The sequence below is a fragment of the Polaromonas sp. P4_H1 genome, assembly GCF_056400945.1.
Genome location: NZ_JBFUKG010000007.1, coordinates 81,194 through 102,922, shown reverse-complemented (window position 1 = coordinate 102,922; position 21,729 = coordinate 81,194). Strand labels below are relative to the sequence as shown.

At 59.5% G+C, this 21,729-nt stretch carries 13 protein-coding genes; all 13 read left to right on the top strand.

Annotation, left to right across the window (positions count from 1 at the left end; all coding sequences use genetic code 11):
* Positions 1–47 precede the first annotated feature (47 nt).
* The 13 genes from AC1DS5_RS11070 to AC1DS5_RS11010 all read left to right on the top strand — a co-directional run bounded on the left by AC1DS5_RS11070 (position 48) and on the right by AC1DS5_RS11010 (position 21,658).
* Positions 48–236, top strand: coding sequence for a hypothetical protein (locus AC1DS5_RS11070; RefSeq protein ID WP_477718306.1), 189 nt, complete (start codon positions 48–50; stop codon positions 234–236).
* A gap of 4 nt (positions 237–240) precedes the next feature.
* Entirely contained in the window at positions 241–1,203 is a 963-nt protein-coding gene (locus tag AC1DS5_RS11065; protein WP_477718305.1) for a LysR substrate-binding domain-containing protein, read from the top strand.
* A gap of 718 nt (positions 1,204–1,921) precedes the next feature.
* Positions 1,922–2,821, top strand: a complete 900-nt coding sequence (locus tag AC1DS5_RS11060) for a transporter substrate-binding domain-containing protein (protein WP_477718304.1) — start codon at positions 1,922–1,924, stop codon at positions 2,819–2,821.
* 106 nt (positions 2,822–2,927) lie between these two features.
* Positions 2,928–3,650, top strand: a complete 723-nt coding sequence (locus AC1DS5_RS11055; protein ID WP_477718303.1) for an amino acid ABC transporter permease — start codon at positions 2,928–2,930, stop codon at positions 3,648–3,650.
* Position 3,651: 1 nt separating this feature from the next.
* A complete protein-coding gene (locus AC1DS5_RS11050) occupies positions 3,652–4,320 on the top strand; it encodes an amino acid ABC transporter permease (RefSeq protein WP_477718302.1) in 669 nt (222 codons plus the stop codon).
* Positions 4,321–4,380: 60 nt separating this feature from the next.
* Positions 4,381–5,118 (top strand): amino acid ABC transporter ATP-binding protein, encoded by a 738-nt coding sequence (locus AC1DS5_RS11045; protein ID WP_477718301.1) that lies wholly within the window; start codon positions 4,381–4,383, stop codon positions 5,116–5,118.
* 794 nt (positions 5,119–5,912) lie between these two features.
* Entirely contained in the window at positions 5,913–7,145 is a 1,233-nt protein-coding gene (locus tag AC1DS5_RS11040) for a hypothetical protein (RefSeq protein ID WP_477718300.1), read from the top strand.
* Between the two features lie 1,212 nt (positions 7,146–8,357).
* Positions 8,358–15,395, top strand: coding sequence for a cadherin-like domain-containing protein (locus tag AC1DS5_RS11035; RefSeq protein WP_477718299.1), 7,038 nt, complete (start codon positions 8,358–8,360; stop codon positions 15,393–15,395).
* The gene (locus AC1DS5_RS11030) at positions 15,392–15,889 is read left to right on the top strand and encodes a hypothetical protein (protein ID WP_477718298.1); all 498 of its coding nucleotides are present in this window, start codon (positions 15,392–15,394) and stop codon (positions 15,887–15,889) included. Before AC1DS5_RS11035 ends, AC1DS5_RS11030 begins: the two co-directional genes overlap by 4 nt.
* 126 nt (positions 15,890–16,015) lie before the next feature.
* Positions 16,016–18,133, top strand: a complete 2,118-nt coding sequence (locus AC1DS5_RS11025; RefSeq protein ID WP_477718297.1) for a peptidase domain-containing ABC transporter — start codon at positions 16,016–16,018, stop codon at positions 18,131–18,133.
* Positions 18,134–18,244: 111 nt separating this feature from the next.
* A complete protein-coding gene (locus AC1DS5_RS11020; protein WP_477718296.1) occupies positions 18,245–19,573 on the top strand; it encodes an HlyD family type I secretion periplasmic adaptor subunit in 1,329 nt (442 codons plus the stop codon).
* Between the two features lie 223 nt (positions 19,574–19,796).
* Positions 19,797–21,122, top strand: a complete 1,326-nt coding sequence (locus tag AC1DS5_RS11015; RefSeq protein WP_477718295.1) for a TolC family outer membrane protein — start codon at positions 19,797–19,799, stop codon at positions 21,120–21,122.
* Positions 21,119–21,658: a toxin-activating lysine-acyltransferase gene (locus AC1DS5_RS11010; RefSeq protein WP_477718294.1), complete on the top strand. Its 540-nt coding sequence runs from the start codon at positions 21,119–21,121 to the stop codon at positions 21,656–21,658. The genes AC1DS5_RS11015 and AC1DS5_RS11010 overlap by 4 nt, the downstream gene beginning before the upstream one ends.
* The last annotated feature ends 71 nt before the right edge of the window (positions 21,659–21,729 follow it).

The following is a 21,729-nucleotide window of genomic DNA, read 5'->3' as shown; positions in this document are numbered from 1 at the left end:
GGACCTAGCGGCCGTAGTTGACCGCTTGATTGCCTTTTGGAGCTTGCATGAGCAACCACACCAGTGACTTTGAACAACCTCGCCGTTTGGTTGAGAGCGCTACACGCCCGATTGAGCCGTCCTGGCGCACGCTGGCGGCGTTGCTTCTCCTTGCAGGCAAGTGCCTGCTGCCTCGTCGCGCCTTGCCCGCGCACACCATGACGGCCCACTCGGGCGCGTCCAACTGCGGTCGCTAGGTCCATGGAAACCAAATGGCTGGAAGATTTCGTCAGTCTTGCTGAAACCCGCAGTTTCAGCCGCTCGGCCCAACTGCGTCATGTGACCCAGCCGGCCTTTTCGCGGCGCATCCAGGCGCTCGAAGCCTGGGCCGGCACCGACCTGGTTGACAGAAGCTCCTATCCCACGCGCCTGACGCCTGCCGGCGAGACGCTGTACAGCCAGTCGCTGGAAATGCTGCAGGGCCTGCAGTCCACCCGCGCCATGCTGCGCGGCCACACCTCGGCCGGGCAGGATGTCATCGAGTTCGCCGTGCCGCACACGCTGGCCTTCACCTTCTTCCCGGCGTGGGTCAGCAGCCTGCGCGAGAAGTTCGGCCCGATCAAAAGCCGGCTGATCGCACTCAACGTGCATGACGCGGTGATGCGGCTGGTGGAAGGCAGTTGCGATCTCCTGATTGCCTACCACCATGATTCCCAGCCGTTCCAGCTGGACCCTGAGCGCTACGAGATGGTGTCGCTGGGCCAGGAAGTGCTCGCGCCGTTTGTGAAGGCCAATGCCGCCGGCGAGCCCGAGTTCAGCCTGCCGGGGCGAGCCGGGCAGCCCTTGCCCTACCTGGGCTACGCGCCCGGCGCCTATCTGGGGCGGGTGGTCGACCTGATCCTCAAGCAGTCCAGTACCGCGATTCACCTGGACCGGGTGTATGAAACCGACATGGCCGAGGGCTTGAAGGCCATGGCGCTCGAGGGGCACGGCATCGCCTTTTTGCCGCTCAGCGCCGTCAGGAAAGAGCTCCGGGCCAAAAAGCTGGTGAGCGCGGGCGGCAACCTGGAGATGACCATGGATGTCCGTCTTTACCGCGCACGGCCCACTTCCAAAGAGGCGGCCAAAAGCCATGCGCAGGCCCTGTGGACCTATTTACAGACCTCAACCGGCCCCCGGGACAAAGCGGCGGGCCGGGGTGGAATCCAGCCACCGACCCGATAGCCTGGGCAGCCCAGTACTTCGACCCAGAAATATCGAAACATGAAAGCGCGCCTTCGAACCCATGCCGTCGTTGCAAATCCTCGCCATAGCTACGGCTATGTCTGCGGTTTGCGCCTAGGCCTGGGCCCGAATCCATCGCTTTCATTGTGTTCCGATACCTCTGTGTCGAAGTACTAGGTAGCAACCCTTAGTGGTTATAAATAAAATGCATAGTTGTCCACTCAAACAGCATTGGTGTTTTTGCACCCGCAAACTTACAGTGCGTCACCTTCAAATTTTGACCATGACCGAATTCCCAAGCCCTGCTGCCCCCGCATCCTGGACCCCGCTCGAACATCCGCTTTCCGACGGGATGCAGCGCCGCTTGGTGGCATGAGGCCGTCTGGAGGTTGGCGGTCCCGCGGCTTGCCCGCTGCCGGCTCCGCACCGCGACGCTCGCTGCATGCCCGGGTTGAAAATCAGGGAGCCCGGCTAAGGTGTGGCATAAAGACTGCTTACATATGAAATTGATAGCGCTGGATTTTTATACATGCACCGTTTTGGAAGCTACGGAAATCGTCGTTTGTACCGAGGCTTTCAAGGCAGTATTTTCAGGCGCGGTCCCCTGTGTCCGTCCCGCCTGAGCCGCTGCGAGAGCCGGGTAAACCTAGGCATGGCCTTGTATCCAACTCTCTAAAATAGTATCTACTCACCGTTTCATTTCAACACAGGAGATTCCATGAAACTCAAACTAGCCGCTCTGTCCATCGCCTTGTTCGCAACCGGCGGGGCCATCGCCCAGGCTACCGACACCATCGCCAAGGTCAAGGCTTCGGGCGTGGTGACCATGGGGGTTCGTGATTCTTCCGGGGCACTGTCTTACACGCTGGGCGATGGCAAGTACACCGGTTACCACGTCGAGATCTGCCAGCGCGTCATCGCCGACCTGGAAAAGGCCGTGGGCCGCAAGCTGGAAGTCAAATACCAGCCTGTCACCTCGCAAAACCGCATCCCGCTGGTGCAAAACGGTACGGTGGACATCGAGTGCGGCTCGACCACCAACAACGCCACCCGCGCCAAGGATGTGTCTTTTCTGCCAACGACCTTCGTCGAAGAGGTCCGCATCGCCGTGAAAGCCAACTCCGGCATCACCTCAATTGTCCAGCTCAATGGCAAGAACGTGGCAACCACCACCGGCACGACTTCGGTGCAAACGCTGCGCAAGAATGAGCGCGCCAGCGGCATCGACTTCAAGGAAGTTTTCGGCAAGGACCACTCCGACAGCTTCCTGCTGCTGGAGTCCGGTCGTGCCGACGCCTTCGTGATGGACGGCGCCATCCTGGCCGGCAATATTGCCACCGCCAAGAACCCGGCCGACTTCAAGATCGTCGGTGAAGTGCTCAGCGTGGAGCCCATCGCCATCATGATCCGCAAGGACGACCCCGCCTTCAAAAAACTCGGTGACGACACGGTCAAGGCCATGATGAAGTCGGGTGAAATTGCCAAGCTGTGGGAGAAGTGGTTCATGCAGCCGATTCCCCCGAAAAACACCAAAGTGGGCTATGCCGCCAGCGAGAGCACCAAGGCTGCCTGGAATGCGCCCAATGACAAACCCATGGAAGACTACGCCAAGAAGTAATTCCGGCCACTGAGATCACAAACCCCGCCGGGGACTGTTCTGGCGGGGTTTGTTGTTTAGTCAAGCGCAAAGAGTCACCGAAGTACAACAACAGGCTGGAGTTGCCATGAGCTGGGATTGGAAAGTTTTTTTAAACGACGATGGGAGCGGTCGCACCTATCTGGAGTGGATGTTTAATGCCTGGGGCTGGACGCTGTCCGTCGCGGGCCTGGCGTGGGTCGTGGCGATGCTGATAGGCGCCCTGATGGGGACCTGCCGGACCCTGCCCAACAGCCCGTGGCTGGTACGGCTTGGCAATGCGTGGGTGGAGCTGTTTCGCAACATTCCGCTGCTGGTCCAGATTTTTCTCTGGTACTTCGTGGTGCCCAAGGTGATCCCCCCGATGAAGGAAGTCCCGGGTTTCGTCCTGGTGGTGCTCGCCCTCGGGTTCTTTACCTCCGCCCGTATCGCCGAGCAGGTGCGCGCCGGCGTGCAGGCCCTGCCGCGCGGCCAGCGCTATGCCGGCATGGCCCTGGGCTTCACCACGGCCCAGACCTACCGCTATGTGATTTTGCCGATGGCCTTTCGCATCATCATCCCGCCGCTCACCAGCGAGTCGATGAACCTGCTGAAAAATTCCTCGGTGGCGTTCGCGGTGTCCATTGCCGAACTCACGATGTTCGCCATGCAGGCCCAGGAAGAGACCTCTCGCGGCGTCGAGATCTACATCGCCGTCACGGCGCTGTACGCGATGTCGGCATTTGCCGTGAACCGCGTGATGGCCGTGGTCGAGAAAAAAGTGCAGATTCCCGGCTACATCGTTGCCGGCACCGCAGGCGGAGGGCACTGACATGCTGGGACTCGACCTGACCTTTCTGAACTGGGAGATCATCTCCAAGTTCGTCGTCAACGGCTTCTTCTTCAGCGTGCAGCTGACGATGATTGCCACCCTGGGCGGCATTGTGCTGGGCACTCTTCTGGCGCTGATGCGCCTGTCGGGCAACCAGGTGCTGATGATTCCCGCCACCATCTACGTCAACGGTATGCGATCCATTCCGCTGGTGATGGTGATCCTGTGGTTCTTCCTGCTGGTGCCCACCATCATCGGAAGGCCCATTGGCGCCGAACTCTCGGCCACGATCACCTTTGTGGCCTTTGAAGCGGCTTATTTCAGCGAGATCATGCGCGCCGGCATCCAGTCGATTTCGCGCGGGCAGGTGAACGCCGGGCGCGCCCTGGGCATGACCTATGGCCAGAACATGCGGCTGATCATCCTGCCCCAGGCGTTTCGCAACATGGTGCCCATCCTGCTGACCCAGACCATCATCCTGTTTCAGGACACCTCGCTGGTTTATGCGATTGGCGCCTACGATCTGCTCAAGGGCTTCACCACCGCCGGCAAGATTTACGGCCGCCCCGAAGAGGCCTACCTGCTGGCCGCGGTGGTGTATTTTGTGATCTGCTACGGCTTGTCCTTCATGGTCAAACGGCTGCAAAGCAGGATCGCCATCATTCGCTGAAAATCGTATCAAGACGCCATGACGCAACATACATAACCATGACGCACACTGGAGAACAAGATGATTGAATTGAAAGAAGTTTCGAAATGGTACGGTGACGTGCAGGTCCTGAACAACTGCACCACCGCCATCCAAAAAGGCGAAGTCGTTGTGGTCTGCGGGCCATCCGGCTCGGGCAAGTCAACCCTGATCAAGGTCATCAACGCGCTGGAGCCCTTCCAGAAGGGCCAGATTTTCGTGGACGGCCAGGCCGTGCATGACTCGAAGACCGACCTGCCCAAGCTGCGCAGCCGCGTGGGCATGGTGTTCCAGAACTTTGAGCTGTTTCCTCACCTGAGCGTTACCGAGAACCTGACGCTGGCACAGGTCAAGGTACTGGGCCGCAAGGCCGATGAAGCCAAAACACACGGACTGAAATACCTCGACCGCGTCGGCCTGATGGCGCACAAAGACAAGTTTCCGGGCCAGCTGTCGGGCGGCCAGCAGCAGCGCGTGGCGATTGCCCGCGCGCTCAGCATGGACCCGATTGCCATGCTGTTTGACGAGCCCACCTCGGCACTCGACCCCGAAATGGTCGGCGAGGTGCTGGACTGCATGATGGGCCTGGCCGTCGAAGGCATGACCATGATGGTCGTGACCCACGAGATGGGCTTTGCCCGCAAGGTCGGCAGCCGCGTCATTTTCATGGACGTAGGCGGCCGGATTCTGGAAGACTGCTCGAAAGACGAGTTTTTCAACCACCCCGAAAACCGCCAGGCGCGCACCAAGGATTTTCTCAACAAAATCCTGTCGCACTGAAAAGCGCACGCAGCGTACAAAAAAAGCCCCGCGATGCGGGGCTTTTTTTATGTGGCTGACCAGTAAAGCTGACACTTTTTAGAAGAAAAAAAGGGAGTCAAGTGGAGTCCGTCTTCAGGGATAGATGCAATCGCGGCAGTGCACTTTCGAAGTAGAGATCGTGCTCGCTTTGCGTACTTACAAATGCACCCAAAGTCTTGAACAAACTGGCGCAGTCTGCTGTGATGTAGGGAGCAGGCCGTCAAGAAGCATCGTCCAACTAGATTAATTAACCCCTTTATTTTTTTCCGTGCGCGACCGATGCATGTCGCGCTATGACAACGCACCTGTTAGTCCTGACAGGGGGTGCGGCACTGGAAATGCGTTGGCGGTGGCATGATTAAACAGCTAGCAGACTCGCCAAGTCGAGATCAATGCTGATGAAGAGATAACGATAAGAGGAAAGCAGGGAGTGGGATGGGGAAGAGCTATAAAAATAGTGGCATCAGGAAGCCACGGTGTCTGCCGCCAGTTTTGGTGAGCTGTGATGGGAGTATTGGTCGCTTCGCGCCACCGCCGACCGTCATGTCATTTTGGTTCTGGCAAGGTGGTGTGCCGAAAATAGGCCGCCGAGAACAACCTACCCCCAACCCGATACCAAGATCGTCCGGCAAGCACACGGCGAACGCAAGTAAGGTGTATTTGCTTGCATCATCAGAAGTGCCGACGCGACGAAGTCACTCGTCGGGGCGACGAAATCAGTGGTTATCAAGATCGCCCATTGGTGCGATGCGCCGGATTGAGAGGGGCGGCGCATGAAGTATTTTTTGCGAAAGTGCGCTGTTGCGATTGCACCTGCACCTGTCCTCATTGCGGTTGCACTCGGCCTATACACAACCGCTCATGCGCAGGAGCGCAGTACTGCGGCCAGCAGCCAAAGTGCAGTTTCTGGTCAAGTTGTCCTGCCCTCAATGCCAGACGGCTTGTACATGACGACTTATCCAGGCGGGGCGATGCCCTTTCTGCTTGTAGATAAAGGTCAATGGGTCGACCCCTATATGTGGGTGCAACGCGGCGGTATCGAAGCGCTGAACATGCAGTTTGTACAGGGTCGCAAGTTTGAAGTGTTCCACATGCATACATGGCGGGCAAGCATTGACAGCGTGGTGCTTCAGAGTATGAGTCCGCAGCAATTGTTGGCGCACGACCAATTGAAGAACTATGGGAAGTTCGATATCAAATCCCTGCCGCCAGCCATCAGCGACCAGCGATGTAGCTTTGGGGGGGATGGGGCAGATAGGTGGCGATGCGACTCGACCACGATCTCAACCAAGTTTGGACCTCCTATGCAGTCGTGCAGTACAAGCTCCACTTCAATGGGGTGCGGTACCGGAGTGACCGCTCCTGCAGCGGCGTATCAGGAATTGGCGAACAAAAGGCTTGCCCTCGGCTTTTTGAAAGTGGACCGTGGTGCGATCAGCAGGCAAATTGATGCGGAATTTAAGAAGGTTGCACCAACTGATACGACGCGAAATCGACTTAGCGTCAATGCAAGCCCGACGGACGCTTTTTACGGCCCCGCCAAACAACGCCTAATCGCCGGACTCATAGAACTTAGCTTCAGGACCAATGCCAAATGGAAACCACGCTTTAGCGGAGAGCCAGAACCCGCAAGCAAGATCGAACTCGGGTTTATCTGGGACATTGACCGCGCTCGTTTTCTTTACTTGCAGGACAAGCCGAAAGTGCTGAATGCCAGTCTCATGCGCGCCTGCGAGCGCCCCAATCTTGATGCGTGCCCCCGTGCAAGGCCGTTGGGCATGTGGGCCATCGGAGACAAGCTCTATGTCGTGTGGCAGTACTCCCAAATCATTGGCATGCGTGCATACAAGAACCCGCCATCAGCTGGTGCCTACGAGTATGAACCTAAGGATGAGCTGGCTTTCCCAGAAGTCAAGCAGCTCGCCGTGATGGAGATCCAGTTGACTGACCGCGTGAGCAAGGAGCTGTTTGCTACCACGCCGTTCCTGTCGTTTTCTCCCTATTGAGGAATCCACATGGCTAACCCATCCAGTTTTCAGCAATTGCTGAACAACATGCTGCCACCCAAAGTGGTGAACGGTATCACGTATGTTCCCCGGCTGACCACAACCGGCGGTGAGGTGGGAGCGCAAGTTTTCGGGGCCGCCCGTGACGGCCGATTCCACGGCGGTATCGACGTCATCTACGGTGAACTGCAACCGAGCAAAACGGATACAAACAGCAGCGTTCCAACCGTCAGGGATGTCACCACACGGCATGCGGTTAACCAAAACGTCCTCATTGGCGCTCCGGTCGACGGCACGCTGAGAATAGTGACCGAGAATCCTAAGTTGCCGGCCAACAAAATCGCAATTATTGAGGGCACGGATGGCGTGGAATACGTCATCAGGCACATGAGTAACCTGCCTATTGGCTTGGATGGCCTGACCCTTAAAGCCGGTACGGTCATCGGCACCATGAGCAATGTCGGTACGGTTGCGGTACACGATCACCTGTCCGCCTACACCTACGCCGAAATCGACGGCAAGATGCAGCGCGTGGCGGTTGATCCGTACACCCTGTACAAAAATAACTTCGACTTCTCGAAGACCGACATGATTGTGCTTGTGGATCAAAAGGCGGTCGGTTATAGCACCGTTGGACGCTATCGTCCCAGCGATCTCGTAACTACAGATGATCGAAATCCCGTACTACAAAACATCTACAAGTACGAAGACGCCTCTCTTACCCCCGTCCGGATCGGCGGCACCAATGCTTTGCGTGAATATCTCGTAGGCCTGGAAGGCGGTGGGGACTATCGTGCGGTCAACAGTCATGGCGCGTTGGGCGCCTATCAGATGTTGCCTGATGCGCTACAGCAGACGAAATATCAGGATAAAAATGGCAATTGGACTGGTAAAGATGGGGTTTGGAGTAACGATGATTTTTTGACCAAAAAGACTGCTCAAGACAACGCTTTCGCCTTGAATGTTGAGGCCGTCAGAGATCAGTTAAAGAGCAATGGGGCATGGGCTCATTTGGGGGAGACTCTTTCCGATGGCACCGTATTAACCGAAGGTAGTCTGATTGGAGCGGGCTGGCTTGGGGCAGCTAATGTTGGCAAATACCTGAATCCGGAGAGTGGCTTCAATCGAACAGACAAAAATGGAGCAAGCGTAGGCTATCGCTTGCGTTCGTTTTCTCGATTTGACCCGTCGTTACCGGAAAATGATCGACCGGTGCCTGCGCAGGTTACCCCTGCCGGTGGCCACTGGGAAGATCGCACAGCCTACGACCTGATGACCGGTTTGCCTGTTGGTCCGGAAAACAAAGTCTGGATCGGTGATCCAACCAGCGCTTCAACCGCCCCTGCATCGGCCACCCCGGCATCTTCGTCAACTGCCGCCAGTGCGCAACCTCCAGCTGACAAGAACCGTGACATCAAAAACCATGAGGATGACTCAACCACCATTAGCTTCATCGCGAAGGCGGATAGCACCAATGGAGGTATCAAGAAAGGCGACATTGTTACCGAGGTTTTTGACCCTGAAGGCGAGCTCAGCTATTACAGTGTGAGCCACACCGAACGGGGCGAAACCACGGTAGTGGAGAGCATTCCAGGCGCCGCTGAAGGCGAAACCGCTACCACCTTCAGCCAGTGGACCGGCAACATCTTGAAGCTCCAGGGGCAGTGGGACCGGGCTGGAAACAGCGTGGGGGATCGCTATACGGTAGGCGGCGTCACTTACACCCGCAGCACGGACCCGGACGGACAAACCCAATGGCTTGATCCGAATGGCCTGAATACCGGCGAGCGCGCCCAGCAAAGTTTTGATCAGGAAACGCAGCGCTTGTTTAAGGTGCACCCGGGTGCCGATGGGTCAGAGGTAGTCAGCATTCGCACCTTGAGCGTTGATGAGCTCAGAGCCCTGGAAACCGGCTTGATCCAGGCCGCCACGGTAGGGCCCGGCACGGACTACGCAGACGCCGGCACCCACACCGGCAACGCCGTAGTTACCGATGGTGGTTCTGGCGCGGACGAGCCTCTGAACGTCGGCGATATTCCGGTCCTCGACTTGGCGAGTCACTTCACTGGCAACCACAACGCAGGCACCTATGGCGCAGGCCAGCTCGGCGGCTTTGACGTTTTGCCCTTCACTGCGACCAGCAGCTTCCTCGTGAACGCCGATGGTGATATTGCCGGCGAGATTAACCAGCTGGCCAATGGTTACTACCAGATCAAGAACTTGAGCGGCGACAGCGTGTATGTCAGCGACGCTGGCCAAGTCCTCACATCCAGTAAATACGAACAAGCCCAGGCCGAAGCCCAAGCCGGCCAAGCCGCCAGTGCCGTCGGCCTGATGAACAGCATCATCGGCCTGCAGTACTGGGACGACATGAGCGACCTGCAGCGCACCGCTGCCGTGGCCAGCATCTACAACGCTGTAGACAAGATTGCAGGCAATGCTCTGCCTGGCGACCTGGGAACGGCGGCCTCGGTGCTGGGCCTGCTCAACGCTTTAGATCAGGGTAATGCAGGTGGCGCCTTGTACAGCGGCCTAAGCTTGGTAGAAAACCTGACCTACGACGCTGCCACCAAGATGGGTCTGGTCAGTGACACCTTCGGCGGTAACTTCTTACCCGGCTTGGGCTTGGTGCTTGCCCTGGACTCGGGCGACCCCGTTGCCATCCTGGCCGCCGCCGCCAACTTCATTCCCGTTTACGGCCAGATTATCTCGGTGGCCATCACCATCTGCGGCAGCCTGTTCGGTGATGAACCCGATATCCCCATGCGCGAAGGCCTGGCCCATGCTGAATGGGATAGCGCAGGCAACACCCACGTCATCACCGACCAGGACGCAGAAGGCGGCGGAGCGACGGCCACTGGCTGGATGCAAAGCCTGGTCGATGGCCTGCAAACCCAGCTCGCAGCCATGAGGGACGAAGCTGGCAACAGCTACGCCTTGGTCCCCAACCTGCTGCCCGCCATTGGCTATCAGTACGACCCCGATGGCTTCAACCTGGGTAATGGCGCCAAGGGATTTGTGTACTTGAAGTGGCAGGATGAGAACGGTCAAACCCAGACCCGTTACTACGATGGCGCAGGTAGCCGGGGCGACGGCACCGGTGAAACCCTGGCTGGCGATTTCATGCAGCATGCCCAGGGCGCGATTGCTCCGGCATGGCAAGTGCAAACCGTGCTGGCGCATTTGCAACAAGGCCAAGGCATTCAACAGCCAGGCACACAGGCTGGCTTGCCGCAAGAATTGGCCGACGGTCTACATCAAACAATGCAAGCCCTCACGCTTGCATTGCCGGTGGAGCCTGCCCTTCAAAACGCTCTCATAGACATTGACGGCGACGGCTACCTGGAGCGCAGCCAGTGGTTGGCCGCCAATCAAAGCGCATTGGCTATCGACGCCAATGGAGATGGAACCATAGGCACGGGCGAACTGCTGAACCTGAGCAGCAGCACGGCCCTGAACAGTCTGAACTGGCTTGATGCCAATAACGACAAACTGCTTGATGCACGCGACCCTGCATTTGCAGCCCTGCGTTTGTGGATGGACGTTAATGCCGATGCGAGCGGTAGCAACAGTAGTGGCAACAACGCCGCAGAAGTCCAAACCCTGGCCCAGGCAGGTATCACTGCCATCGACTTTGGCAGCAACCCGCCCGCCATCGTCAAGGCCGACGGAAGCCGTGCGCCGCTGACTGCCCAAACCCTGACCGGTGACGTTCTGGGTGTGGCGTACAAGGCCGTCACGGGCGGCGTGCTCCAGCTGGATGAGCAAACCAATGCACCTGCCGTCGCCACGCTGCATGCCGTCAACACCCGGCAGTTTGACGGGCGGGCGGCGCATATCAGTGGCGGAGGAGCGGCGACTACAGCAGCAAGCGCCGCAGCCACATCCACGGTAGATACAGGCGACAGCCGCCTCACCACGACGAGTGCACGCACCATCGCCACGCAAAGCGCTCAGACCAGCACTGCGCTTGGTGCGGGTGATGCCAGGATGCAGGGTGGTGCAGCAGGGCAGACCGTTAGCGGCCAAGCCATGGGGCAAACAGAAGGCACAGCGCAAGTGCGCAGTAACTCAGCAGTCGCTGGCCTGGCATTCATACCCCTAGCCGCAACCAGCCTGGGTGGTGAGGTCAGACAGGCAACGGAGGCGATGGTGCGCAGCGCCAGCGTAGGTCTGTTCGACACAGCATCCGTCGCAATGCCCCTGACTGCGGTAGCTCTAGGCGCCGTCGCGGCGCAGTGGCCTGTGCTGGCCGCTGCGAGCAAAAACGCTTCAACGCCGGCAGACACCGAAAGTTTGATCACATCGGCAGCACCGTCTGAGTCCGCCGTCACAAGCGACATCGACTGGCAAATCTGGGATGGAACGCGGGTCAGCATTGCCGCGTCGGAGTTCCTTGCGCCTTATTCCACTGGCTCCACGCCTTCGTCTTCTGCCACAACGGGCACTGGCGTGCCAGTTGCAAATGATTCAGCTACCAGTGATCCAGTTGCAAGCCATATTGATGCTTCAAATCAGGCGTTAACCCGGGAAGAGGTGGCGCAAACGGCTATTAATTCAGTAGCGAGCGAAGTGTTGTCTTCTTCGATCCAGTCTTCAGGCTATGCCTCTCAGGGTATTTCCGCGACTGGCATGCTGAGCGCAGACTCCGCCACAGTCGTAGACTTTCCACGCGTTCAGGGCGAGCAGGGTTCCAGCGGGGAAGATACCGGCCTGCGCTTTCTTGAGTCTTTGCTGCTGGCCAACGACAGCACGCTCAACGCGCCAGCTCGGCCAGGCGAACCCAGCCTGCGCATCACCTCGGTGTTTGCCCCCGTGCATGGCGGCGTGTCGCTGCAGGTGAATGCCCAGGGCGCACTGGAAGTCGTGTTCTCGCCCGAAGCCAACTACCACGGCCCGGCCAGCTTCAGCTACACCGTGACTGACCAATACGGCCTGTCAGGCAGCGCCAGTGTCAGTTTGCAGTTGGCTGCCGTCAACGATGCTCCCGTTACACAAGGCGAGACCGCCAGCGGCGATGAAGACCACACGCTGCTGTTCACCGCTGCCAGCCTTCTGGCCAATGACAGTGATCTCGATACCGCGGTAGATGGCGATGTGCTGCGCATCACCCGCGCTGGTCTGGCGGAACATGGTCAGGTCTTTTTGCAACCGGACAGCACGGTGCGCTTTGTACCGGACGCCAATTACAACGGCCCGGCCCAGTTCAGCTACTGGGTGGGCGACAGAAACCCCGCCAGCATTGCTGCGGGCAAAGGCTGTGAAACCCCAGCCACCGTGCACCTGACGGTCCTGCCCGTCAATGATTTGCCCGTGGTCACTGGCGAGGCTCTGGCCGGTGATGAAGACATCGTCCTCAACATCAAGCCGGCACTGCTGCTGGCCAACGACACCGATGTAGACACCGCAACCACCAATGCAGAGCCTGCGCAGGTGCTGGCGATTACCGCCGTGGGCAATGCCCAGCACGGCAGCATCGTGCTATGGCCGGACGGCACCTTGCGCTTTACGCCGGAGCGCGACTATTTCGGCGCGGCGGGTTTCAGCTACACGGTGGATGACGGCCACGGCGGGCAGGTAGCAGGCCAGGTAGTGGTCAATCTGGCACCGGTGAACGACGCCCCGGAGGTGCTGGGCGAGACGGTCAGCTTCAATGAGGACGAGGTGCAGACCTTGAGCCAGGCATCGCTGCTGGCCAATGACAGCGATGTGGACAACCCCCATTCGGATCTGCGCATCGTTGCCGTCGACAACGCCACGCACGGCGCTGTTGCGCTTAATCCCGATGGCTCCATCCGTTTTGTGCCTGATGCGGACTACTTCGGCCCCGCACAGTTCACGTATACCGTGAGCGACGGTGTTGGTGGCTTTACAGTGGGTCTGGCCAGTCTGGACATTGCCCCGGTCAATGATGCGCCGCGCTTGGTAGGTGAGGCGGCCACGCTGGATGAAGACATCCAGGCCCGCTTCACTGCAAGTGCGCTGCTGGCCAACGACGCCGATGTGGACAACCCTCACGGCGATCTCACCATCAGCGCAGCGGGCAATGCCAGCCACGGCAACGTGCAGGTGGTGGCTGGTGAAATTGTTTTTACGCCAGACCTCAACTTCAACGGCTCGGCGAGCTTTACGTATACCGTGAGCGACGGCGTGGGGGGCGAAAGCCAGGCTACCGTCAACCTGAACTTCAATGCGGTCAATGACGCACCGGTGGCCAACAGTGAGCTAGTCTGGGGCAAACGCGATGTGGGCTATACCCTCACGCAAGCTGCCTTGCTGGCGAACGACACCGACGTCGAGTCGCCCCAAGCGCTGCATATCAGCGCCATCAGCAACGTGCAGCATGGCGCCGCCACCCTGGATGCCAACGGCAACGTGCGCTTTACACCCGATGCAGGCTATGCCGGAAGGGGAAGTTTTGACTACGTGGTGCAGGACCCGGAAGGGGCCACGAGCACCGCCACGGCGCAGATCGATTTTTCGCACATCAACATCAACCCGACTGCCACCGATGACGGCTTCATCGGCTATGAGGACATTGCCTTCAGCATCGCCCAGGCCCAGTTGCTTGTCAACGACTCGGACGCTGATAACTTGGCGGCCGATTTGCGTGTCACCGCGGTGGCCAATGCCCAGAACGGCACGGTGAGCCTGCAGGCAGATGGTTCGGTGCGGTTTATGCCGACGGCAGATTTTTACGGAACGGCAAGTTTTCAGTACCAGGTCAGCGATGGAGATGGCGGCCAGACCTGGGCCATGGCCCAGTTGAACGTGCAGTCGGTCAATGATGCTCCCATCATCGAAGATATCTGGTATGGCAGGCCACTGTACGGCTACCAGCAAATCTTTTATCCCGGTAGTGGCTTGGACGGCGACGTGGGTTCCACCGAGGATGTAGCCATTCATGAGGAGGCGCAGGCGCGGGTTCTGGCCGCCACGGGCGACTTATACGACCGTACTTTGAAAATGGCCAATTTTGACCAAGAGGGTTATGTGGCCTATGTCTACGACTATGCGGCCGTGACACCCACCTACTACCGCAATGGCGCAATGCGGCCCGTGGCAATGGAGCCTCTGGATGCCACGTTCTATTCGGAAAGCAATCCCTTCAAGCTGCAAACCCCCGGAGACACCACAATCTGGTCGGTGGATGACCCATACCGGCAAGCGGGTGGTGTTGTGGCTTACGACCCCGATGGTGATTCTTCCGGGATCAGGTTTGGCATGGCGGGTGGTCCGCAGCATGGGCATGCATGGGCGAACCAGTACACCGACCTTTCCGCGCCCCGCGAAATTGACCATACCCAGGCACCCGCCTATGCCGTGGCGCAAAGTGGCGCCTGGCAGTATTACAGCCAGCGCGGCGACGTCTACGGCGGGGCCGACCCCTTCAGCATCACCGTGACCGACAGCGGTGGTGCCAGTACCAACGTCGCCATCAATACCGTGCATGTGGGCTCCAGCGCTAGCAGCGGGGGTGGCGGCAAGCCGGTGACGCTGGACCTGACCGGCAATGGCTTGCACTATGTAGGCTTGGACGACTCCAAAGCTTACTTCGACGTCAACCACGACGGCTGGCGTGAGCACCTGGCCTGGATATCGGCGGACGACGCACTGTTGGCGCGCGACATAGGCGGAGACCGGGTGATAGACCGTTTTGATGAAATCTCGTTTGTGAGCTACCTTGCTGGCGCCCGCACTGACCTGGAGGGACTTGCGGCTTTTGACAGCAACGGCAACGGCTTGCTTGACCGGCTGGATGCGCGCTGGCAGGAGTTCGGAGCCTGGGAGGATGCCAACGGCGATGGTGTAAGCGCACTGGGCGAATTCCATACCCTGGACGAAATCGGTATCACTCAGATTGGCCTTGCCAGTGACCACCAAGTCCGGCAGGTGGACGGGGTCACCGAACTGGGGCAGTCACGCTTTACATGGGCCGATGGCCACACGGGTGCTGTGGGTGATGTGGCGTTTCCGGTAGACGAAACCGCACGCTTGCCGAGTGCTTCTACCGTTGTCGCTGCCGAACCCGTCACTGTGCCCGCAGCCGTGCCGCTTGCCCCCGAGCACATGGCCTTGCTGATGGTGCAGATGATCAACAGCGTTACCGCCACCTATGACACCGCGCCGCTGGCCAACATCGAGATACAGGACGGGCAAGACCCGGACCAGACCCTTGCGGCCATGCAGGCGCAATGGACGCAGGCTGCCCAGTCGCAGGCCGTGCAGTTGCATGGGGCGTCTGCTTGAAGGTCGCACCGCCTGTTGTGGGTGACATCACGTCTTTGGTGAAACTGGGTCAACTGTGCCACCTGGAGAGCCGCTTCGCGCGTTTGCCGTACGACGGCGAGCGTGTGGCCCAGCGATTTTCCCGCATGATAGAGCAGCCGCTGTCCACCACTTTCTTTGTGGCTGCGCGGCATGCCTCGGGCGAGCTGCACGGTCTGATGATTGGCATCATCGACGAGTATTTTTTCTGCCGCGAGCGCATTGCTTCTTCGATTTTCTTGCTGGTGCATCCCGAGTATCGCGGGGGACTGGCCGCCATCAAGATGGTGATGGCCTTTCGGGCCTGGGCCCACGCTCGTGCCGCCGCCGAGGTGTACATCGGCGTGGCCAGTGGCGTTTCCATTCACCGCACCGGGCGCTTTCTGTCCAAGTTGGGCCTGACGCTCAATGGCGGTAATTACTCGGCCTGGCTGCCCGTCCCACCGGGCGACGCAGACACTGCCGCCATTCACTAGTTTTTTCATCAGCTTGAGCCTTTCGTGCAATCCGACACCTCACCTCAACACCCCGGTCCACCAGAGTCCGGTCAACCCAACGCTACAGATGCAGCATACGCGGCCTCCTTATCGGATTTATATGGCTTGATCGCATCCTTTTTGCATCTGGTGGGCGCCAGCGCCGATGTGGCACGCCTGGCCGAGCACCATGCCTGGCCGGCCGAAGGTCCCGACAGCGCGACCCTGGTTCAGTCTTTACAAGGATTGGCACTTGAGGCCAAGCATCACCAGACCTCGTTGAATAAACTCATGCGCGGCCCCTTGCCCGCGCTCGCACGCGGACCGGGTGGGACCTGGCTGCTCATAGGCCATGCCAGCAAAGACTGTGTGGTGGTTCAAGCCAGCGGCGCCGCGCAGCCGCGGCAGCTTTCCTGGGCCCAGTTTTCCCGGAAGATGGCCCCGCAAACCCGGCTGGAATGGATCACGGCGCGCCCGCAAGCCGTGGCGATGGACAACGGTGCCTCTGATCGGGGTTTTGGGGTGGGCTGGTTCTGGACGTCGCTCAGCCAGTACAAGCGGGTGCTCGGTGAGGTTTTGCTTGCCTCTTTCTTTGTGCAGATATTTGCGTTGCTCACGCCGTTGATTTTTCAGGTGGTGATTGACAAGGTGCTCACGCACCGTTCGATGACAACGCTGGATGTGATGGTGATTGCCCTGTTGGGAGTGGGACTCTTCGAGGTGATATTGGGTGCCATGCGGCATTACCTCTTTACCCACACCACCAACCGTGTGGATGTGGAGCTGGGTGCCAAGCTGTTTCGCCACCTGTTGCATCTGCCCCTGTCTTACTTTGAGTCACGGCGCAGTGGCGATACGGTGGCACGGGTGCGCGAACTGGAGAACGCGCGCAACTTCATGACGGGCAGCGCCCTGAGCAGTTGGCTGGACCTGTTCTTTGCCGTGGTGTTTCTGGGCGTGATGTTTTATTACAGCGTGCCGCTCACCCTGATCGTGATTGGCTCCTTGCCCGTGTTCTTCGCCGCGTCCTGGCTCATCACGCCACTGATGCGAAAGAAGCTGGAAGACAAGTTCGCACTGGGCGCCGAAAACCAGACCTTTCTCGTGGAAACCGTCACCTCCATGGAAACACTCAAGAGTCATGCGGTGGAAGGCGCGTGGCAACGCGATTGGGAGCGGCGCCTGTGCGACTATGTGACGGCCGCCTTCGAATCGGGCCACTTGGGCAATGCCACCAACCAGTTTATCGGCCTGGCGAGCAAGGTGTTGACGGTATTGCTGCTGTACTTTGGCGCCAAGCTGGTCATCGACGGTGACCTGACAGTGGGAGGCCTGATCGCCTTCAACATGCTGTCGGGTCGTGTCAATGCGCCGATCCTGAAGCTCGCCTCGCTGTGGCAGGACTTTACGCAGATGAAGGTCAGCATCAAGCGCCTCGCCGATATCATGAATGCGACCCCCGAACCCATATTCCGGCCTGGACGCAGCACACCGCCCGCACTGGAAGGCCGTGTGACGTTTGAGCATGTCTCGTTTCGTTATGCCCAGAACGCTCCAGAGGTGCTTGGCGATGTGAGCGTGGACATTCGTCCCGGCGAGATCGTGGGAATTACCGGAATTTCCGGCGCGGGCAAGACCACGTTCATGCGGTTGATGCAGCGCTTGTATCTTCCGGAGAAGGGCCGTGTTTTGCTTGATGGCATGGACTTGAGTGTGGTGGACACCGCCTGGTTGCGCCGGCAGATCGGCGTGGTCGGGCAGGACACGGCCTTGTTTAACCGCTCTGTGCGTGAAAACATTGCCTTGGGCAATCCGGCCATTGCCATGAGCGCGGTGATGGACAGCGCTCGACTGGCCGGTGCGCACGAGTTCATTCTGCAATTGCCCGAGGGTTATGACACAGTGATCGGCGAGCGGGGCAGCAAGCTCTCGGGTGGGCAGCGCTCGCGTATCGCGATTGCGCGGGCGCTGGTGAACAACCCGCAAATTCTGTTATTCGACGAAGCCACCGCCGCTCTGGACTACGAAAGCGAGCGGGTTATTCACGACAACATGGCCCGGATCTGCGAAGGACGCACCGTGTTCATCGTGGCGCACCGCCTGTCCACTTTGCGGATGGCTCACCGCATCCTGGTGCTGGATCGTGGCCGCCTGACGGAGACCGGCAACCATCGCGAACTCATGAATATCAATGGCCGCTACGCTTCGCTCTATCAGGCGCATCAGGTGCTGGAGGCCGCATGAGGATGTGGCCCTCATGTTCGCTCACTGGGCGTAACTCTCTGCCTCCGAGGGGGCTAATTTCCCTTGGGGCGGCCCGGCGGGAAATTGCTGGTCTCTCCTTTTGAGGTTTATATGAAAGACATCAGCAACCCGGCTGAGCATGCCATGTTCAGCACAGCAGCCATTGCAATGCGGCAACAACCACCCGCCAGAGTGGCACGCATGGTCACCCTGGCCATCTGTGCGATGGCTGCCGCAACGCTGGCCTACGCCAGCCTCGCGTCGATGGATATTGTGGTCACGGCCCAGGGGCGCGTCGGTGCCTTGGGCAAGAGCAAGGTCATCCAGCCGCTGGAGGCTGGGGTGGTCAAGGTCATTGCAATCAGGGATGGCCAGTCCGTCAAAGCCGGCGACCTGCTCCTGGAGCTCGACGCCACCGCTACCCTGGCCGATCGTGACCGGCTGCAGCGTGAATTTTGGGAAACCCAGGCGGACGTGGCGCGGCTCAATGCCTTGCTATCGGGCAAGGATGCCTGGGCGGAAGCGCGCGATTTGCCGGTCGCCATGGTTGCCAATCAACAGGCCGTGCTGGCCAGCCGGCGCAGCGAGCAGGATTCCCGTGTAGCGGCGCTGGACGCCGACATTGCGCGGCGTACAGCCGATCATGAGGCCATCTCGGCCAATATCGCCCAGTTGCACAACAGCCTGCCGCTGGTGCGCAAGAAACACGAGATGCGCGAAGAGCTGGCCACCACGGGCCATATAGCGCAAACGGGCCTGATCGAAACCCGGCTAGAACTGCTGGCCATGGAAAAAGACCTCTCCGTCATGGGCAAGCGGCTCAACGAATCGGCGGCGAGCCTTCATGCTTCTGTCCAGCAGCGCAAACAGGCGCAGGCCGAGTTTCGTGCCCGGGCCAGTGCTGAACTGGTGGACGCCATCCGCAAACATGATGCAGCGCGCCAGGAACTGGTCAAGGCCACCCAGCGCCGCGACTTGCAAACGCTGCGCAGCCCGATTGACGGCGTGGTGCAGCAACTGGCAGTCACTACGGTTGGCGGTGTGGTTACCCAGGCGCAGGCACTGATGACCATCGTGCCCCATGACGCGGTCCTGGAAATCGATGCCCAAGTCATGAACCGCGACATCGGCCATGTCAAGGTCGGCCAGCGCGTCATCAACAAGGTGGAAACCTTTGATTTCACCCGCTTTGGATATATCGAAGGCACGGTGCAGTGGGTCGGCACTGATGCAGTGACCGATTCCAAGCTCGGACCTGTATACCCGGTGCGCATCAAGTTGAATACGGTTGAGACACCGAATGTTGTGAACGGTTTGCACGGGGCCGTCACGGCCGGCATGAGTGTGACCTCGGATATCCGCACGGGCGAACGCCGCATGATCGAATACTTCATCGCGCCCATGCTGCGCTATAAGCAAGAGGCCTTGCGTGAAAGATAAAGTGCTTTCGCGCATGTTGTTGCGCCCAGCGCATTGGGCCGATCTTGCTCCTTCCGGGGGAAGGTCGGGATGGGGGCTCTCTGCGGCTGAATTTTTTTCAATCAAGGTTAGCAAATCTTGCGCCGCAGGCCCCCATCCCATCCTTCCTCCAGCGGGGGAAGGAGTAAGAACGCGGGCCGAGCGCGGCATTTTGGGGTCTCGTATGCGGCCTGGGCTGATACCCATGGCCATGGTCGGGGCACCTTTGCTCCTGGTGTCGTTTGGCGCCCTGGCTGACAGCTTGCTGGATGTTTACCGCAAGGCGCAGGAGCGCGACCCAGCCTACCGCGGGGCAGTCCATGCGCTGCAGGCGGCGCGTGAGCGGGTGCCCCAGGCGCGTGCCGGTCTGCTGCCCGTCGCGAATCTGGTCGGCACCACCAGCCGGCAATCAGGGCAGGCTGCTTTCAGTGAGGCCGCTTATGTAGACCGCAACGTGCGCAGCCGGAACTGGAATCTGCAACTGACACAGCCGCTGTGGCGCGCGGCCAGCTGGGTGGCCCTGAGCCAAGCCGAACAACAGGAGCTGCTGGCCGAGGCACAGTTTCGGCAAATCGAACAGGAGTTGATCCTGCGAACGGCACAGGCCTATCTGGACGTGCTGGTGGCGCAGGAGGCCGAACTCGTGGCGCGTCTGCAGATCGGCGCCGTCGAGCAGCAATTGGGTTTGGCGCGCCGTAACTTCGAAGTAGGCACGGCGACAGTGACTGATGTCCACGAGGCTAAGGCCCGGCTCGACCTGTCACGCGCGCAAGCGGTCGCGGCAGCCAGCGACATGGAGAACAAGCGCGCTGAGCTTGCACGTATCCTGGGAGACTCGGACGCGCGTCTGGCACGCTTGCATGACAACGGCCGATTGCCGGGTTTACAGCCCGCGACTGTCCAATCCTGGGTCGACAGCGCCCGCGAGCAGTCCCTGCAGGTGCGCATCGCTCTGACAGCTCTGGACGTGGCGGATCGGGAAATCACCAAAAACCGGGCGGCTCATTCGCCCACCCTCGACTTGACGGCCGGTTACGGCACTAACTTCGCCTCGGGTAGTATTTCCTCGCCGGCAGATATTGCGACCCGCACGCGCTCTGGTCAAGTCGGTCTGAATCTGAGCATTCCGCTTTATGCTGGTGGTGGGGTGCAGGCACGCGTGCGCGAAGCCATTGCCTTGAAGGACAGAGCAGGGGAGGAACTGGAGGCAGCTCGCCGGCAGGCGATCACGCAAGCGCGCCAGGCATTCTCTGGTGTCGTAAACGGCGCGGCGCAGGTCGAGGCGCTGGAATCCGCCATTTCCTCCAGCAAGAGTTCACTCGATGCCAACAAGGTCGGCTACCGCATCGGCACGCGTATCAATATCGATGTGCTGAACGCCGAGCAGCAGCTTTATGCCACCCAGCGCGACTGGCACAAGGCGCGTGCCGAGACCCTGATGCAGGGCCTGCGTTTGAAGGCTTCGAATGCAACGCTGGGCGAGACGGATTTGCAAGCCATTAACAATCTATTGGAAACAGAAAAGCCATGATGAAGACATCGCCACCTTCCACGCAGCTTTCTGTCGGCTCAAGAGAGGCCAGCCCTATGGCTCCGGAGGAACTGGCAGCGCTGGCTGAGCTTGCCAAAAAGCAGGCGCACAAGGTGCTTGCGAAGATTCCACTATTGGGTCCCGTAACGTGGCTGATGATGCAACAGGCCACCAGCCGGCACACGCTGCTCAGCGAACTGGAATGGCGTGTCATGCCGGCGTTGATTCTCGACCAGGCAAAGCTTTACCTGAAGGACGATGCACCCGTGGCGTTTGCCTCGTGGGCGCGACTCAGCGATGCGGTGGTGCAACGCTACAAAGCGGCTCCCCATCAGCTCACTGCCGCTGACTGGGTCTCAGGTGATCAGATCTGGTTGATCGATGTGTTCACTCCATTTGGTGGTGCGCAGGATGTACTCAAGGATTTGCGCGAGAAGGTGTTTGCCGGGCAGGTCGTGCACCAGCTGGTGCCGGCGGCTCCTGCACAAGCCAAGGTATTGACTTGGCCTGCGGTATTGCCCAAGGCAAGTCCATGATCAGGATTTTCACGGTCACTTGAGGTGCCGCGAGGGGCTAGCCCCCCATCTTCGCCGCCGAACCTGTCAAC